Source organism: Mycobacterium sp. (genome assembly GCF_019247615.1).
GTDB lineage: Bacteria > Actinomycetota > Actinomycetes > Mycobacteriales > Mycobacteriaceae > Mycobacterium.
This window is the reverse complement of record NZ_JAFBAT010000179.1, coordinates 1-17,199: the sequence shown is the minus strand read 5'-3', so window position 1 is coordinate 17,199 and position 17,199 is coordinate 1. Positions and strand designations below refer to the sequence as shown.

Genomic DNA, 17,199 nt, shown 5'->3' with positions numbered 1-17,199 from the left:
GACTCGATGCGAGCGGGACTGCAGGCGCTGGCCTGGATCGCGCACCGCGGGGAGAAGGGCGGGTCCGCCGTCCGGCGCAGCTGGGCGGTGCTCGGCGAGATGGCCGAGCTCGGTGAAGACGCGATCACCGAGCACGATCGCATCGGGCGCCTCGCGGTGCGCTTAGATGTGTCTCGACTCGTTGTCGTGGGAACCGGGAGGTCGATGAGCGCCATGCACCACGGGGCTGTCCTGGAAGGGGCGTGGGGCTCGTGGGGCACGTCCGGTGATCTGGGGTCCGACGGCGGGGCTGACCGGGGGGCGGTCAGCGTGCCCGACGGCGACGCCGCGCTGGCCCTGTTGCGTGCTGAGCTGCGGCCCGGCGACGTCGTCCTGGTCAAGGCGTCGAACGCCGCCGGGCTGGGCGCACTCGCGGAGGCGCTGGCGGCCGACACCGGGGCTCCCGCGTGAGGCAGATCCTCATCGCCGTTGCCATCGCGCTGACCGTGTCCATCCTGCTGACGCCGGCGCTGATCCGGCTGTTCACCAGGCAGGGGTTCGGCCACCACGTCCGCGAGGACGGACCGCCGAGCCATCACACGAAGCGCGGCACCCCGTCGATGGGCGGTGTCGCGATCTTGGCCGGCATCTGGGCGGGTTACCTGGGCGCGCACATAGCCGGGCTGGCGTTCGGCGGCGAGGGCATCTCCGCCTCGGGTCTGCTGGTGCTGGGGTTGGCCACCGCCCTTGGCGGCGTCGGGTTCCTCGACGATCTGATCAAGATTCGCAGGTCGCGCAACCTCGGGTTGAACAAGACGGCCAAGACCGCGGGGCAAGTCGTCGCCGCCGTGCTGTTCGGCGTGCTGGTGCTGCAGTTCCACAACCCGAGCGGCCTGACCCCGGCCAGCCCCGACCTCTCCTATGTGCGCGAGATCGCGACGGTCACGCTGGCTCCCGCGCTGTTCGTGCTGTTTTGCGTGGTGATCGTCTACGCGTGGTCGAACGCGGTCAACTTCACCGACGGCCTGGACGGGCTGGCCGCCGGCAGCATGGCGATGGTCACCGGCGCCTACGTGCTGATCACCTTCTGGCAGTACCGCAACGCGTGCGCCACCGCGCCGGGTCTGGGCTGCTACAACGTGCGCGACCCGCTGGACCTGGCGCTGGTCGCGGCCGCCACCGCGGGCGCCTGCATCGGCTTTTTGTGGTGGAACGCCGCGCCCGCCAAGATCTTCATGGGGGACACCGGGTCCCTGGCGCTGGGCGGCATCATCGCGGGGTTGTCCGTCACCAGCCGCACCGAGATCCTCGCGATCGTGCTGGGATCACTGTTCGTCGCCGAGATCACCTCCGTCGTGTTGCAGATCCTGGCCTTTCGCACCACCGGGCGCCGGGTGTTCCGGATGGCGCCGTTCCATCACCACTTCGAATTGGCCGGCTGGGCCGAAACCACCGTGATCATCCGTTTTTGGCTGCTCACCGCGATCACCTGCGGCCTGGGCGTCGCGCTGTTCTACGGTGACTGGCTCGCCACGATCGGTGCGTGATGAGCGGTCACGATCCCCTGGATCCCTTGGCGCCGGGCGCACCCGTGCTGGTGGCCGGCGCCGGCGTGACCGGCAGGGCGGTGCTGGCGGCCCTGACCCGCTTCGGGGCGGCACCCACCCTGTGCGACGACGACCCGGTCGTGCTGGGTCAATACGCGGAACGCGGAGTGGCGGCGACGACGCCGTCGACGGCGGCCCAGCAAATCTCCCGATACTCGCTGGTGGTCACCAGCCCTGGCTTCTCACCGACCACTCCGCTGCTGGCCGCCGCGGCACGGGCGAGAGTGCCCATCTGGGGCGACGTGGAATTGGCCTGGCGGCTCGACGCCGCCGGCCGCTACGGGCCGCCGCGGCGCTGGCTGGCGGTGACCGGGACGAACGGCAAGACGACGACCACCTCGATGCTGCACGCCATGCTGACCGCGGGTGGCCGAAACAGCGTCCTGTGCGGCAACATCGGCAGCCCCGTGCTCGACGTTCTGGAACGAGACTGCGCCCGGGCCGCCGAACTGCTGGCCGTCGAGCTGTCCAGTTTCCAGCTGCACTGGGCGCCGTCGCTGGTGCCCGAGGCAGGCGTGGTCCTCAACATCGCCGAAGACCATCTGGACTGGCACGCCACGATGGCCGAATACACCGCCGCGAAGGCCAGGGTGCTGGGTGGCCGAGTGGCGGTGGTGGGGCTGGACGACAGCCGGGCCGCTGCCCTGCTGGACACCACGGCGGCGCCGGTGCGGGTCGGCTTCCGGCTGGGAGAACCGGCCCCGGGTGAACTCGGCGTCCGCGGTGGGCAACTGGTCGACCGCGCCTTCGCCGACGACCTGGCGCTGTTGCCGGCCGAGTCGATACCGGTGCCCGGTCCCGTCGGAGTGCTCGACGCCCTGGCCGCCGCCGCCTTGGCTCGCAGCGTCGGCGTGCCCGCGGAGGCCATCGCCGACGCCGTGGCGTCGTTTCGGCTGGGCCGGCACAGGGCGGAGGTGGTGGCCGTCGCCGGCGGGATCACCTACGTCGACGACTCCAAGGCCACCAATCCGCACGCCGCCGAGGCCTCGGTGCTGGCGTATCCGCGCGTGGTGTGGGTGGCCGGGGGTCTGCTGAAGGGCGCATCGGTCGACGCGGAGGTCAGCAGGGTCGCGTCGCGCCTGGTCGGCGCGGTGCTCATCGGCCGGGATCGATCGGAGGTTGCACAGGCGTTATCGCGACACGCGCCGGATGTCCCCGTCGTCCACGTTGTGACAGGCGAGGATGCTGATATGGATGCGACCCCTGTGGTTTCTGATGCAGATGTGACAGAAGTTGGACGCTCGGGCGGTGATTTGGGAGCTCGTGTCATGACGGCGGCCGTGGCCGCGGCCCGGCGAATGGCCAAGCCGGGGGACACGGTCCTGCTCGCGCCGGCCGGCGCCTCCTTCGACCAGTTCTCCGGGTACGCCGACCGGGGCGACGCCTTCGCTGCCGCCGTCCGTGCGGCGATCCGGTAGGCGGGCGTGGGTAACGCGCTGACCCGCCTCTTACCTCGGGGCACCCGCCGCGGCAAAGCGACGGAGACGGCTTCCGAAGACGGCGAGCACGGCGAGGCGTCATCGGAAGCCCCCGACGGGGAGGCTACGACGGACGCTTTCGAGACCGTCGACGCGTCGGCTGCGAGCAAGGGCGACAAGCATCAGGCAGCCGCGGAACGCAGCGGCCTGCGCAGCCGGTTCGGTGCCTGGCTCGGCCGGCCCATGACGTCGTTTCACCTGATCATCGCCGTCGCGGGGTTGCTGACGACGCTGGGCCTGATCATGGTGCTGTCGGCCTCGGGCGTGCGGTCCTACGGCGCCGACGGGTCGGCGTGGGTGATCTTCGGCAAGCAGGTGCTCTGGACCGTCATCGGGGTCATCGGCGCGTATCTGGCGTTGCGGGTGTCGGTCCGGTTCGTCCGGCGCGTCGCCTTCACCGGATACGTGGTGACCGTCATCCTGCTCGTGCTCGTGCTCGTTCCCGGGATCGGCAACCTGGCCAACGGCTCCCGGAAATGGTTTGTGATTGCCGGGTTTTCGATGCAGCCCTCCGAGCTGGCGAAGATCGCGTTCGCCATCTGGGGTGCGCATCTGCTGGCGGCCCGGCGCATGGAGCGCGCCTCTCTGCGCGAGATGCTGATCCCGTTGGTCCCGGCGGCGGTCATCGCCCTGGCCTTGATCGTGGCCCAGCCCGACCTCGGCCAGACGGTGTCGCTGGGCATCATCCTGTTGGCGCTGCTGTGGTATGCGGGGCTGCCGTTGCGGGTGTTCGGCACCTCACTGATCGCGGTCTTCGCCGCGGGAGCGGTGCTGGCGATGTCCGCGGGCTATCGCTCGGACCGGGTGCGGTCCTGGATGAACCCGGAGAATGACCCGCAGGACACCGGCTACCAGGCACGGCAGGCGAAATTCGCGCTGGCACACGGCGGCGTCTTCGGCGACGGTCTCGGCCAGGGCGTCGCCAAGTGGAACTATCTGCCGAATGCGCACAACGACTTCATCTTCGCGATCATCGGCGAGGAACTCGGTTTTGTCGGCGCGTTCGGACTGCTCGCGCTTTTCGGGGTGTTCGCATACACCGGGATGCGCATCGCGCGCCGGTCCGCCGATCCCTTCCTGCGGCTGTTGACCGCGACGACAACGATGTGGATTCTCGGTCAGGCGTTCATCAACATCGGGTATGTGATCGGTGTCTTGCCGGTTACCGGCCTGCAGCTACCCCTCATTTCCGCGGGTGGGACATCAACGGCGGCAACCCTTTTCATGATCGGGATGATGGCCAACGCGGCGCGGCACGAACCGGAGGCGGTGGCCGCACTGCGCGCCGGGCGCGACGACAAGGTCAACCGGCTGCTGAGGCTGCCGCTGCCCGAGCCGTATGTGCCCAGCCGTCTCGAGGCGTTCCGCGACCGCAAGCGGGTGAAGCAATCCCCAGCCAACGGGGGCCGGAAGGCCTCCCCGGCCGGCCCCCGCAAGGCTTCCCGGACCTCCGATACCCCGCTGCGGCCGGCCGGCGGCCGAACAGCTGCCCGGCCGGCTCGGCGTGCAGTGCATCATGGATCTGGCCAGCGCTCCATCAGCCAGGGCGCCGGCCCGCGTCGGAAACGGCGAACTCGCGCATTGGAAGGTCAGCGTTACGGGTGAACGGCACGGCCAAACAGCCGGCCGGCGGGTTGGGGGCCAGCCCCCCGCCCGCCGGTTCCGCGTCATCGGTCAATTCCCCGTCATGTCTTGATTGCTTGTCGGTCGTGCTCGCCGGCGGCGGTACGGCCGGCCACGTGGAGCCCGCCATGGCGGTCGCCGATGCGCTGACAGCGCTGGATCCGCGCGTCCGGATCACGGCGTTGGGCACCGCACGCGGACTGGAGACCCGGCTGGTGCCCGAGCGCGGCTATCACCTCGAGCTGATCACGCCGGTGCCGCTGCCGCGGAAGCTCAGCGGGGACCTTGCGCGCCTGCCGCCGCGGGTGTGGCGGGCGGTCCGGGAGACCCGCGCGGTGCTCGACGCCGTCGGCGCCGACGTGGTCGTCGGCTTCGGGGGATACGTGGCTCTACCGGCGTATCTGGCGGCGCGCGGTGGCCGGGGCGGTGCCGGGTCGCCGCGTTCGAGGCGCCGAGTCCCGGTGGTGATCCACGAAGCGAATGCCCGTGCCGGGCTGGCCAACCGCGTCGGCGCCCGCGGCGCGGACCGGGTGCTCTCGGCGGTGCCCGATTGCGGTTTGCGCGGCGCCGAGGTGGTCGGCGTACCGGTCCGGGCGGCCATCACCACGCTCGACCGCGCGGCGTTGCGCGGCGAGGCACGCCAGCACTTCGGCTTCGCCGACGACGCCCGGGTGCTGTTGGTGTTCGGCGGTTCCCAGGGCGCGGTATCGCTCAACCGCGCCGTCTCGGGCGCCGCCGCCGCCCTGGCCGCCGCCGGAGTGTCCGTGCTGCACGCCCACGGACCCAAGAACACCCTCGAGCTGCGCGAGCCCGAGCCAGGCGACCCGCCCTACGTGGCGGTTCCCTATCTCGACCGGATGGACCTGGCCTACGCTGCGGCCGATCTAGTGATCTGCCGATCGGGCGCGATGACGGTCGCCGAAGTCTCGGCCGTCGGCCTGCCCGCCATCTACGTTCCACTGCCGATCGGCAACGGCGAGCAGCGGCTCAACGCGCTGCCGGTGGTGAACGCCGGGGGCGGCGCGCTGGTGGCCGATGCCGCCCTGACGCCGGCGGTGGTCGCCGAACAGGTGACCGGTCTGCTCACCGATCCGCCCCGGTTGGCGGCGATGACCGCCGCCGCCGCGCGGGTCGGCCATCGCGACGCCGCCCGACAGGTGGCCCAGGCGGCTTTGGACATCGCGCGCACACGCCATCGCGCCGCGGCGGGCGGGGAAAGACCGTGACCGCCGAACCGCTGCCCGCCGAGCTCCAGCGCGTCCACATGGTCGGCATCGGGGGAGCCGGGATGTCGGGCATCGCCCGGATCCTGCTGGACCGCGGAGCGCTGGTATCCGGGTCGGACGCCAAGGAGTCGCGCGGTTTGCACGCGCTGCGCGCCCGGGGGGCGCTGGTTCGGGTCGGCCACGACGCGACCTCATTGGATCTGCTGCCCGGCGGCCCCACCGCGGTCATCACCACCCACGCGGCCATCCCGAAGACCAACCCCGAGCTCGTCGAAGCGCGCCGGCGCGCCATCCCGATCATCCTGCGGCCGGCCGTGCTGGCCACGCTGATGGCCGGGCGCACCACGCTGATGGTCACCGGCACCCACGGGAAGACGACGACGACGTCCATGCTGATCGTCGCCCTGCAGCACTGCGGACGTGACCCGTCCTTTGCCGTCGGCGGGGAACTCGGCGAGGCCGGGACCAACGCCCACCATGGGAGCGGCGACTGCTTCGTCGCCGAGGCCGATGAAAGCGACGGCTCGCTTTTGGAGTACACCCCGAACGTCGCGGTGGTCACCAACATCGAGAGCGATCACCTGGACTTCTACGGCAGCGCCGCGGCCTATGTCGAGGTCTTCGACTCGTTCGTGGAGCGGCTGGCCCCCGGCGGCGCGCTCATCGTGTGCACCGATGACCCGGGAGCGGCGGCCCTCGCCCAACGCAGCAGTGAGCTGGGAATCCGGGTGCTGCGGTACGGCTCCGCCGACCAGTCCGGTGGCGATTTGGCGGCCGCACTGTTTTCGTGGGAGCAACACGGCACGGAGACGGTCGCACACATCCAACTGGCTGCCCAACTCGACCCGGAACCGCACCCGCGGGTGATGCGGCTCTCGGTTCCCGGACGCCATATGGCCCTCAACGCGCTGGGCGCATTGCTGGCCGCCCTCGAGATCGGCGCGACGGCCGACGAGGTGCTCGACGGGCTGGCCGGCTTTGAGGGTGTGCGCCGCCGCTTCGAATTGGTCGGAACCTCGGGAACCGGCCAGGACCCGAGCTTGGTGGTCCGGGTGTTCGACGACTACGCACACCACCCGACGGAGATCGATGCCACGCTGTCCGCGGTGCGCACGGTGCTGGAGGAGGACGGCGGAGGTCGGTGCCTCGTGGTGTTTCAGCCCCACTTGTATTCGCGGACAAAGGCTTTCGCCGCGGAGTTCGGTCGCGCGCTGAGTGCCGCCGATGAGGTGTTCGTCCTCGACGTCTACGGCGCCCGCGAACAACCGATCGCCGGCGTCAGCGGGGCCAGCGTCGCCGAGCACGTCAGCGCGCCCGTGCGCTACCTTCGGGACTTCTCCGCGGTCCCCGGCGAGGTGGCCGCGGTCGCACGCCCGGGCGATGTGATCGTCACGATGGGCGCAGGCGACGTGACCTTACTGGGCCCCGAAATCGTGACCGCGCTGCGATTGCGCGCCAACCGCAGCGCGCCGGGCCGGCCGGAAGTGCTGCAATGACCGAGCCGACCCCTGAACCACCCGGGGCCACGCCGACCGACGTGGTGGCCGAATCCGGCGACGACTCGCCACTGAACGGCGCCGACGGCGCGGTCACCGAGCCGCTCGTCGCCGGGCCGGGGGACGGTGAAGGGGCGGAGTTCGAGGGTCCGCGGCGGCGCGCCCGCCGGGAACGGGCTGAACGCCGCGCCGCGCAGGCACGCGCCCGAGCCATCGAGGAGGCTCGCCGCCAGGCCAAGCGCCAGGCCGGTGGAATCGCCAGCCAGCCGTACCCCGCCAAGAAACCGGCGCGCGGCGTTGTTCGCGGCTTGAAGATGCTGCTTGCCAGTGTGGTCCTGGCCGTCATCGGCGTGGGCCTCGGGCTGGTCCTGTATTTCACGCCCGTGATGTCGGCGCGCAACATCGTCGTCACGGGAATCGGGAGCGTCACGCGTGAGGAGGTCCTCGACGCCGCAGGGGTGCGGCCGGGAACCCCTCTGCTGCAGATCAACACCAACGAGGTCGCCGAACGGGTGGCGGCCATCCGGCGGGTGGCCAGCGCTCGAGTGCAGCGCGAGTATCCGTCGGCGCTGCGCATCACCGTCGTCGAGCGGGTTCCCGTGGCGGTGAAGGACTTTCCCGACGGTCCACACCTCTTTGACCGCGACGGGGTCGACTTCGCGACCGCGCCGCCGCCGCCGGCGCTGCCCTACATCGATGTCGCCGATCCCGGGCCGACCGACCCGGCTACCAAGGCCGCGCTGCAGGTGCTGACGGCCCTGCGCCCCGAAGTCGCGGGCCAGGTTGCCCGGATCGCGGCGCCGTCGGTGGCCTCGATCACGCTGACGCTGAACGACGGGCGGCTGGTCATTTGGGGGACCACCGACCGCGCGGACGAGAAGGCCGAAAAACTCGGGGCGCTGTTGACGCAGCCCGGGAAGACCTACGACGTGTCCAGCCCGGATCTGCCGACCGTCAAGTAACGTCGCCGGGCGCCGAGAGTGCGGCCAGCCGCACCCTCGGCGGCGACGGTGCGGCCAGCCGCACTCTCGGCGGCGGAAAAATTTGCGCACCGCGCGTCGGCGCGCCTGCGGGGTTAGGGCGCGTCGTACCCATACCGTTCTGGTTGCGCGGAACTACTTGACATAACTCTAAGCCTATGGTTGAGGTTGAGGGTTTGGCCAGGCGGAGCACCCGAGTCCCACCAGGTCCCATCAGGGAGGAAGACGAATGATGACCCCCCCGCACAACTACTTGGCCGTGATCAAGGTTGTGGGTATCGGTGGCGGCGGCGTCAACGCCGTCAACCGGATGATCGAACAGGGCCTCAAGGGCGTGGAATTCATCGCGATCAACACCGACGCGCAGGCGCTGTTGATGAGCGACGCCGACGTGAAGCTCGACGTCGGCCGCGACTCCACCCGAGGATTGGGCGCCGGCGCGGACCCCGAGGTCGGCCGCAAGGCCGCCGAAGATGCCAAGGACGAGATCGAGGAGCTGCTGCGCGGGGCGGACATGGTCTTCGTCACCGCGGGCGAAGGGGGCGGCACCGGCACCGGCGGGGCGCCCGTCGTCGCGAGCGTCGCCCGCAAGCTGGGCGCGCTGACCGTCGGCGTGGTCACCCGGCCGTTCTCCTTCGAGGGCAAACGGCGCGGCAACCAGGCCGAAGCCGGCATTGCCGCACTGCGCGAGAGCTGCGACACGCTGATCGTGATCCCGAACGACCGGTTGCTGCAGATGGGCGACGCCGCCGTATCGCTGATGGACGCGTTTCGCAGCGCCGACGAAGTGCTGCTCAATGGCGTGCAGGGCATCACCGACCTGATCACCACGCCGGGGTTGATCAACGTCGACTTCGCCGACGTCAAGGGCATCATGTCGGGCGCCGGCACCGCGCTGATGGGCATCGGCTCCGCCCGCGGCGAGGGCCGTTCCCTCAAGGCAGCCGAGATCGCCATCAACTCCCCGCTGCTGGAAGCCTCGATGGAGGGCGCCCAGGGCGTGCTGATGTCGATCGCCGGCGGCAGCGACCTGGGCCTGTTCGAGATCAACGAGGCGGCCTCCCTGGTGCAGGACGCCGCCCATCAGGACGCGAACATCATTTTCGGCACCGTGATCGACGACTCGCTGGGCGACGAGGTGCGGGTGACGGTCATCGCGGCCGGATTCGACGCCGCCGGGCCAGGTCGCAAACCCGTCATGGGCGCTCTGGGCGGCACCGCCGGCGAGAAGGCAGGCGGTGCGCACCGGATCGAGTCCGCCAAGGCGGGCAAGCTCACCTCGACGCTGTTCGAGCCTGTCGACGCGGTCAGCGTGCCGCTGCAGACCAACGGTGCGACGCTCAGTATCGGCGGTGACGACGACGACGTCGACGTGCCGCCGTTCATGCGCCGCTGAGGCCCGAGAAAAGCCGACACGGTCGTGACGTGTGCGTCCCGGCCCCGAATGAGGTCGAGCCGGGGTATCTTGCCGGACAAGGGCTTTGAGGATACTGGTCACGTGAGCGTACGTATCCGACGGGTCACCACCACGCGCGCGGGCGGTATGTCGGCGCCGCCGTTTGACACCTTCAACCTCGGCGACCACGTCGGTGACGACACCGATGCGGTGGCGGCCAACCGGGCCCGGCTCGCCGCCGCCATCGGCCTTGGCGTCGACCGAGTGGTGTGGATGAACCAGGTCCACGGCGACCGAGTCGAGGTGGTCGACGGGCCGCAGCCGGGCGCCGTCGGGGGCGAGTTGGGCGCCGACGCGTTGGTCACTCGTACGCCCCGGCTCGCGCTGGCGGTGGTGACCGCCGACTGTGTGCCGGTGTTGCTGGCCGACGCTCGGGCCGGCGTGGTCGCGGCCGCCCATGCGGGCCGCGTCGGTGCGCAACGGGGGGTCGTGGCTCGTACGGTGCAGGCGATGGTGGCCCTGGGCGCGCACGCCACCGACATCTCGGCGCTGCTCGGCCCGGCTGTCAGCGGTCGCAACTATGAAGTGCCGGCGGCGATGGCCGACGAGGTCGAGGCCGCGTTGCCGGGCAGCCGGACCACCACCGCAGCCGGCACGCCCGGCCTCGACCTTCGGGCCGGAATCGCCTGCCAGCTCAGGGATTTGGGTGTGACGGCGATCGACATCGATCCGCGCTGCACGGTGGCCGACCCGGCGCTGTTCAGTCATCGCCGGGATGCGCCGACCGGCCGGCTGGCGTCGCTGGTCTGGATGGAATGACCGCGATGGCGGTTGGCGCGGCGGGCCCCGGATCAAAGGGGAACAATCGTGAATCGGAATTGACCCACGCGTTGGCCGCCGTGCGATCGCGACTTGCGGCCGCCGCTGAAGCGGCGGGACGCAATGTCAGCGAAATTGAACTGCTGCCCATAACCAAATTCTTTCCGGCAACCGATGTGGTGATTTTGTCTCGATTGGGTTGTCGTTCCGTCGGCGAATCTCGGGATCAGGAAGCCTCGGCGAAGGTAGCGGAAGTCGCTCGGTTGGCCCGCAACTCGTCGCCGGCTTCCGCGCGAGATGACTTGCGGGATATGCATTGGCACATGGTGGGCCGGATCCAGCGGAATAAGGCGCGCTCGTTGGCTAATTGGGCGCACACCGCGCACTCGATCGACAGTTCGCGGCTGGTGGCCGCGCTCGATCGGGCCGTATCGGCGGCACTGTTCGAGGGCCGCCGGCAGCACCCGCTGCGGGTTTACGTCGAGATCAGCCTCGACGGCGACGCGTCTCGCGGCGGCGTGGACATTACCGCGCCGGGCGCCGTGGATGACATCTGCGCGCAGGTCGAGGAGTCGAGGAGCCTGCGACTCGTGGGGTTGATGGGCATTGCGCCGCTGGACTGGGAGCCCGACCGGGCCTTTGACCTGCTGCAAGCGGAGCACCGCCGCGTGCTGGTGGCGCACCCGACGGCGGTGGGCCTGTCCGCTGGCATGTCCGACGATTTCGAGAGCGCCGTCAAACATGGTTCGACATGTGTGCGTGTCGGTACCGCGCTAATGGGTCCGCGGCGGTTACCGTCACCGTAAGTAGTCACTGTAGTCACACCTTCATCACGGACACCATACTTCCCAGGGGCTAGAAGGGGTTACGCAATGAGCACACTGCACAAGGTCAAGGCCTACTTCGGTATGGCTCCCATGGAGGAGTACGACGACGAGTACTACGACGACCGCGCGCCCTCCCGCGGTTTCCCTCGTCCGAGGTTCGATGACGGGTACGGCCGCTACGAGGGGCGCGACTACGACGACCCGCGCGGCGAACCGGACTATCCGCCGCCCAGCAGCTACCGAGGCGGCTACGGGGACGAACCGCGCTTCCACCCTCGCGAGTTTGAGCGGCCCGAGATGAGCAGGCCGCGGCTCGGGTCCTGGTTGCGCAATTCCACTCGGGGCGCGCTCGCGATGGACCCACGCCGCATGGCGATGATGTTCGAAGAGGGCCACCCGCTTTCGAAAATCACCACGCTGCGGCCCAAGGACTACAGCGAGGCCCGCACCATCGGCGAGCGGTTCCGCGACGGCACCCCGGTCATCATGGATCTCGTATCCATGGACAACGCCGACGCCAAGCGGTTGGTCGACTTCGCGGCCGGCTTGGCCTTCGCGCTGCGTGGCTCGTTCGACAAGGTGGCGACCAAGGTGTTCCTGCTGTCGCCCGCCGATGTGGACGTGTCACCGGAGGAGCGCCGCCGCATCGCCGAAACCGGCTTCTACGCTTACCAATAGCCTCACCCGCCGCGGTCTGGCGCGCGCCGCGCCCCAGAGTCGGTACGCTGACGATGGCCGCTCTCGTGAGCGGCGACCGACAGTGTCGGTCAGTGTCGGTCATCTTTTCGTCAACGTCGGGGCTTGTAGAGTTGGTGCTGTTTTTTAAGATCCTTGGGTTCGCGCTGTTCATCTTCTGGCTGCTGCTCATCGCCCGGGTCGTCGTGGAATTCATCCGCTCGTTCAGCCGTGACTGGCGTCCGACCGGCATTACCGTGGTCATCCTCGAAAGCATCATGACGATCACCGATCCGCCGGTGAAGCTGCTCCGCCGGCTGATCCCGCAGCTCACCATCGGAGCGGTCCGCTTCGACCTGTCGATCATGGTGCTGCTGCTGGTGGCATTCATCGGCATGCAACTGGCATTCAGTGCCGCGGTGTGACGGGCCCGAAGCCGGGAGACAGTTCAGCCACGATTTAGCGTCGGTTTGGCGGCCCGGATTTAAAAAATCTAAGGATTTGGATTTTATTGCTCTGACCGTGTGAAATTGGATCTTATTAATCGGGCTAATCGGCTACCGCCGGGTCTGATGTGACAGGATGGACGCCAGTTGCACGACGGCAACCACTCCGTTCTACACTTTCCAGATCGTTTGACAGGAACTCGAGGGGACGAACAATGCCGCTTACACCAGCCGACGTCCACAATGTGGCGTTCAGTAAGCCGCCGATCGGCAAGCGCGGTTACAACGAGGACGAGGTCGACGCCTTTCTCGACCTGGTGGAAAACGAGCTGACGCGGCTCATAGAAGAGAACTCCGATCTGCGTCAACGGATAGAGGAGCTGGACCGCGAGCTGGCCGCCGCTGGCGGCGGCGGGGCCGCCGCCCCCACCCAGGCGATGCCTGCCTTCGAGCCGGAGCCCGAGCCGGTCAAGCAGGCGCCCGTCGTCGTGCCGGCGGCTCCCGCCGCGCCGTCGGGAACCAACGAGGAACAGGCCATGAAGGCCGCCCGCGTCCTGGCGCTGGCGCAGGACACCGCCGACCGGCTCACCGGCACCGCCAAGGCCGAATCGGAAAAAATGCTCGCCGACGCCCGCGCCAACGCCGACCAAATCCTCAGTGAGGCCCGTCACACCGCCGAGACCACGGTCGCCGAGGCCCGCCAGCGCGCCGACGCCATGCTGGGCGATGCTCAGTCTCGTTCCGAGGCACAACTGCGTCAGGCCCAAGAGAAGGCCGACGCCCTGCAGGCCGACGCCGAGCGCAAACACTCCGAAATCATGGGAACCATCAACCAGCAGCGCACCGTGTTGGAAGGCCGACTCGAGCAGCTGCGTACCTTCGAACGCGAATACCGCACCCGGCTCAAGACCTACCTGGAATCTCAGCTCGAGGAACTGGGCCAGCGCGGATCCGCGGCGCCCGTCGACTCCAGCGCCGACGGCGGTGGGTTCGACCAATTCAATCGGTAATAACTAGCCTCGAACCGCTCCGACCCACGCCGCGTTCAAGTGCGCCGGGCCTGGCGGTTCGCTCGTCGGCTGGAGGATGACGGATGCTGATCATTGCGCTGGTATTAGCCCTTATCGGGCTCGTCGCGTTGGTGTTTGCGGTGGTGACGAGCAATGAGCTGGTGGCATGGGTGTGCATCGGCGCCAGCATCCTCGGCGTCGTGCTGCTGATCATCGACGCATTGCGGGAGCGTCGACGGCGCGACGCCGGTGGCGAAGATCACGACAAAGAAGATCAGGCAGCGGCCGGAGGGGACGCCCAAGCCTGGGTCGAATACCCCGAGGAAATCCCGGACGAGGGATACCCCGGGGACACCGCCCTCCACGAGTCGTCCGAACACACCACCAGCGACGCGGGTCGGGAGTCGGCCACATCGGGCGACGGCCGCAACGACGACCGGACCAAGTAGCCGAGCCCCCTAACAGTCTTCAGGCTGTGGGTGTTGCGAGCAGCGCGCGCACCTCATCGTCACTGACCTGGTGAAAATCGTCGTATGCCTGCCCGACGGCTTCGAACCCCGGCGGCATGGTCGCGCATACCACGTGGTCCGCTTCCCGCGCGAGCTCGCCGCAGGTTTCACGGGGCCCGACGGGGACGGCGACGACGATCGATCGCGGGCCGGCGGCCCGCAGCGCCCGGACGGCCGCCAGCATGCTGGCGCCGGTGGCGATCCCGTCGTCCACGAGGATCACGGTCTTGCCACTCGGGTCGGTCATCGGGCGCCCGCTCCGATAGGCCGTCTCGCGGCGGGTGAGCTCGGCGGTTTCGCTGGCGATCACCTCGCGTACCTGCTCGTCGGTGATGTGCAGGCTGGAGAGCACATTGTCGTTCATGACCACACCGCCGCCGCTCGCCAAGGCGCCCATCGCGAGCTCCGACCATCGCGGAACCCCGAGCTTGCGGACCAGGAATACGTCGAGCGGGGCTTTGAGGGCCGCGGCGATTTCCCATGCCACCGGGACGCCGCCACGTGCCAATCCGAACACGACAACATCGTCCTGGTCGCGGTAGGACGACAATTCCTCGGCCAGCGCGCGGCCCGCTTCGCGGCGGTCGCGGAACGTGCGCGTCGCCGTTCGCCGGAGGAAGCCGCTCGGTGGATTCATTGGCCGTCCTCCAGGCTACCGGCTTTCGGCCGACTGACCAGGGGCATTGCGGCTCGACCCTGGGCCGCCGCGAACTGCGTTGTGCAGCTTGGTGTTTCGGGGGGTCCGCGCGGCGACGATCGCCAGAACCGTCTCACCGGCGCGGATCGGCGGGGCCGGGCGCAATTGTGCGGGCGTCCGCAGGTTGTCCGAGGGGGGACTTGGCCTCCTGCGACACGGGTCGAGGTCTTCCAGGTGGGTCATTGACCAGGAGAAATATGCACAACTATATCGTTATCGCTATAGTTGTGTGCGTGTCAGATATGGTCACCGCAGCGCAAGCCGCGGAGCGCTTGGGCGTGAACCCGTCTAGGGTGCGCGCTCTGATCGCTGCTGGAGCATTGACGGCGACCCGGGCCGGTCGTCAGTGGCTCGTTGACGTCGACAGTCTCGATCGCCAGTACGAGTTGACGGTCGCGGGTGCGACTGGGCGTCCGTTCGCACCGCGGATCGCGTGGGCGGCGGCCGCTCTGTGCGATAGCCAGCGAGATGGGCTGGGTCCGAACGAACGGACTCGATTACGCCGTCGCCTGGCGGGTGTCGACATCAAGAGCAGCAACACCTGCGCGCAGGTTCAGCGGTGGTTGGCGCGGCGTGCGCTGTCGGTGTGCCGCTACAGGATCGGTGAACGCGATATTACGGAGTTGCTCGGTGCCGATGGTGTCTTGGCCACCGGGATCAGCACCGTCGAGGCCTACGATCTCGGGCTGGGTACCGGCGGTTTCGCCGACGCGTATGTCGATGAGCGCGTTCATCGCAAGCTCGTGAAGGATTTCATTCTGATCGACAGTGCGCGAGGCAATCTCACGTTGCGGACTACGGATTCTCGGTTGTCCGATGCCGTGTTGGAGAGCAAGGTGGCGCCGCGGCTAATCGCCGGCGTCGATCTCGCTGAAGACACCGACGCGCGCACCCGGGCGGCCGGCTGCGCTCTTGTGAGCCACGCGCTTCGCGCCGTGCACGCGCCACGTAGAGGGTGAATTTGGTGGGTGACACGATCGGCGTATGCAACGCGACTGCGGTGGCGGCCTTGGCTGCTATCACTGGCCAAACGGTGGACGGTGCTACCGAAATGTTTTGCGGGATTGTCGAATCCGCGCCAGACCATACCGTGGCCGGCAGTGGGGACATTGACGGTGCGGTGAACCGGCTCTGCACCCGTGTTGGGTTGGCGCCCGCCCTGGATAAGCCTGAGCGAGACCGGCATATTGGTGCGTTGCGCGGCCTGGCCGCCGATGATGTGGCGACTCTTACTTACGGCGATCTGCAAGCTTGGGACGCGATCCTGCGTAGCGTCCCAGAGCGGATTCCGACCATTGACCGTGAAGCGGTACTGCTGCCCGACATGCCTGCGCACCAGGCGGCGATGTGGTCGACGCTGCTGGATTTTGAGGAGACCGATCCGCCACCGTGGGTCCTTGTGGGCGGCCAGATGACAGCGCTGCACCTGGCCGAACACGGCATCACAGTGCACCGGCCCACCGACGACGGCGACGTCATCGTTGGGGTATGGACCCGCCGTGATGCGTTGCGCACGACAGCGCTCTACCTGACGGGCAATGGATTCCATGAAGCAAAGACCGCCGACGGCTATGGGTATCGGTTCACCCGTGGCAAGACTGCTATCGACGTGATGCTGCCCGAGGGCCTGGATCGCCAAGACCGTTACCCCACAACGGCATCAGGACGCCCCGGCCTGTCGGCCGCTGGCGGCAACCAGGCGCTCACGCGGGCCGAACAGTTGCCGGTGAACATCGGTGGACGCGTCGGCCATGTCCGTCGCCCAACTTTGTTGGGTGCCTTGGTCGCGAAAGCCCACGCGCAGATGGTGGATAGTCGCGATCCTGAACGCCACGCGCAGGACCTGATTGCGCTGGCCGGATTGGCGCTGTTTGATCCGCGAGCGGTGATTAGCCAGGCACGCCCCGATGACCGCCGTGCTGTCCGACGCGTGTTGCGTGACCTTCCGGCCGGTCATCGCCTGTTGCGGTCGGCTGAGGATCCTGAGGCGGTCCATGAGTTCCTGAAACGTCTGGCCGAGCCGACTGGATAGACCTCTTGCATATGGGTCGATGGGCCGGCCGATGCTGCCTGGGGGACAGAGCGGTCCGTCGCATTTATTGATGCGGACCGTCCGCACTTGGCCGGCCCAGCAGTAGGAGCATGGAGCCGGTAGGCCGGGATTCTCGCGAAGCGGTAGGGCACAATTTGGGCGCCGACGCCGATACCCCGTCCACGTCAGCAAATACCGAAAATCCGCTCTGATCGAGTTCAGAGCGGGTTCTCGATATGAATAGCTAACAAATTGTGTCCGAGGGGGGACTTGAACCCCCACGCCCATTAGTAGGGCACTAGCACCTCAAGCTAGCGCGTCTGCCATTCCGCCACTCGGACAAGACCAAACGAGAGTTGGCAGCTAAGGCTATCGGATAGCCATGCGCGCGCCCAACCC

Annotated in this window: 15 protein-coding genes, 1 tRNA gene and 3 pseudogenes; 17 read left to right on the top strand and 2 right to left on the bottom strand. The window is 68.5% G+C overall.

The window, feature by feature from the left end; genetic code table 11:
• The 14 genes and pseudogenes from JO059_RS12215 to JO059_RS12150 form a co-directional block, all read left to right on the top strand.
• A pseudogene (locus JO059_RS12215) lies at positions 1-450 on the top strand (cyanophycin synthetase); the annotation flags it as partial.
• Positions 447-1,526, top strand: a complete 1,080-nt coding sequence (gene mraY / locus JO059_RS12210; protein WP_293318970.1) for a phospho-N-acetylmuramoyl-pentapeptide-transferase — start codon at positions 447-449, stop codon at positions 1,524-1,526. The pseudogene JO059_RS12215 and the gene mraY, both read left to right, overlap by 4 nt.
• The gene (murD, locus tag JO059_RS12205) at positions 1,526-3,004 is read left to right on the top strand and encodes a UDP-N-acetylmuramoyl-L-alanine--D-glutamate ligase (RefSeq protein WP_293318968.1); all 1,479 of its coding nucleotides are present in this window, start codon (positions 1,526-1,528) and stop codon (positions 3,002-3,004) included. Before mraY ends, murD begins: the two co-directional genes overlap by 1 nt.
• 6 nt (positions 3,005-3,010) lie before the next feature.
• A complete protein-coding gene (gene ftsW / locus JO059_RS12200; protein WP_293318966.1) occupies positions 3,011-4,669 on the top strand; it encodes a putative lipid II flippase FtsW in 1,659 nt (552 codons plus the stop codon).
• On the top strand, positions 4,666-5,913 hold the full coding sequence (murG, locus tag JO059_RS12195; RefSeq protein WP_293318964.1) for an undecaprenyldiphospho-muramoylpentapeptide beta-N-acetylglucosaminyltransferase: 1,248 nt from the start codon (positions 4,666-4,668) through the stop codon (positions 5,911-5,913). The genes ftsW and murG overlap by 4 nt, the downstream gene beginning before the upstream one ends.
• The gene (gene murC / locus JO059_RS12190; RefSeq protein ID WP_293318962.1) at positions 5,910-7,409 is read left to right on the top strand and encodes a UDP-N-acetylmuramate--L-alanine ligase; all 1,500 of its coding nucleotides are present in this window, start codon (positions 5,910-5,912) and stop codon (positions 7,407-7,409) included. The genes murG and murC overlap by 4 nt, the downstream gene beginning before the upstream one ends.
• Entirely contained in the window at positions 7,406-8,371 is a 966-nt protein-coding gene (locus tag JO059_RS12185; protein ID WP_293318960.1) for a cell division protein FtsQ/DivIB, read from the top strand. The genes murC and JO059_RS12185 overlap by 4 nt, the downstream gene beginning before the upstream one ends.
• Positions 8,372-8,621: 250 nt before the next feature.
• Complete coding sequence (gene ftsZ, locus JO059_RS12180) at positions 8,622-9,785, top strand: cell division protein FtsZ (RefSeq protein WP_293318978.1); 1,164 nt, start codon at positions 8,622-8,624, stop codon at positions 9,783-9,785.
• A gap of 102 nt (positions 9,786-9,887) precedes the next feature.
• Positions 9,888-10,604 carry a peptidoglycan editing factor PgeF gene (gene pgeF, locus JO059_RS12175; RefSeq protein ID WP_293318958.1) on the top strand — a complete coding sequence of 239 codons (717 nt, stop codon included), beginning with the start codon at positions 9,888-9,890 and terminating at the stop codon, positions 10,602-10,604.
• 5 nt (positions 10,605-10,609) lie between these two features.
• Positions 10,610-11,410: a YggS family pyridoxal phosphate-dependent enzyme gene (locus JO059_RS12170; protein ID WP_293318976.1), complete on the top strand. Its 801-nt coding sequence runs from the start codon at positions 10,610-10,612 to the stop codon at positions 11,408-11,410.
• A gap of 66 nt (positions 11,411-11,476) precedes the next feature.
• Complete coding sequence (locus JO059_RS12165; RefSeq protein WP_293318956.1) at positions 11,477-12,109, top strand: cell division protein SepF; 633 nt, start codon at positions 11,477-11,479, stop codon at positions 12,107-12,109.
• Between the two features lie 131 nt (positions 12,110-12,240).
• Positions 12,241-12,531 (top strand): YggT family protein, encoded by a 291-nt coding sequence (locus tag JO059_RS12160; RefSeq protein ID WP_293318974.1) that lies wholly within the window; start codon positions 12,241-12,243, stop codon positions 12,529-12,531.
• Between the two features lie 236 nt (positions 12,532-12,767).
• Positions 12,768-13,562, top strand: coding sequence for a DivIVA domain-containing protein (locus JO059_RS12155; protein WP_293318954.1), 795 nt, complete (start codon positions 12,768-12,770; stop codon positions 13,560-13,562).
• Between the two features lie 83 nt (positions 13,563-13,645).
• Positions 13,646-14,011 carry a phage holin family protein gene (locus JO059_RS12150; RefSeq protein WP_293318952.1) on the top strand — a complete coding sequence of 122 codons (366 nt, stop codon included), beginning with the start codon at positions 13,646-13,648 and terminating at the stop codon, positions 14,009-14,011.
• Between the two features lie 19 nt (positions 14,012-14,030).
• Here the strand turns inward: JO059_RS12150 and JO059_RS12145 are convergent.
• A pseudogene (locus JO059_RS12145) lies at positions 14,031-14,714 on the bottom strand (phosphoribosyltransferase); the annotation flags it as partial.
• A 251-nt stretch (positions 14,715-14,965) separates the two neighbouring features.
• On the opposite strand from JO059_RS12145, the pseudogene JO059_RS22935 reads away from it, so the two are divergent.
• The 3 genes and pseudogenes from JO059_RS22935 to JO059_RS12135 all read left to right on the top strand — a co-directional run.
• Positions 14,966-15,133: pseudogene (locus JO059_RS22935) on the top strand (helix-turn-helix domain-containing protein); the annotation flags it as partial.
• Between the two features lie 198 nt (positions 15,134-15,331).
• Complete coding sequence (locus tag JO059_RS12140) at positions 15,332-15,727, top strand: hypothetical protein (protein ID WP_293318950.1); 396 nt, start codon at positions 15,332-15,334, stop codon at positions 15,725-15,727.
• Between the two features lie 5 nt (positions 15,728-15,732).
• Complete coding sequence (locus JO059_RS12135) at positions 15,733-16,800, top strand: hypothetical protein (protein ID WP_293318948.1); 1,068 nt, start codon at positions 15,733-15,735, stop codon at positions 16,798-16,800.
• A 255-nt stretch (positions 16,801-17,055) separates the two neighbouring features.
• Here JO059_RS12135 and JO059_RS12130 read toward each other — a convergent pair.
• A tRNA-Leu gene (locus JO059_RS12130) sits at positions 17,056-17,141 on the bottom strand.
• Between the last annotated feature and the right edge of the window lie 58 nt (positions 17,142-17,199).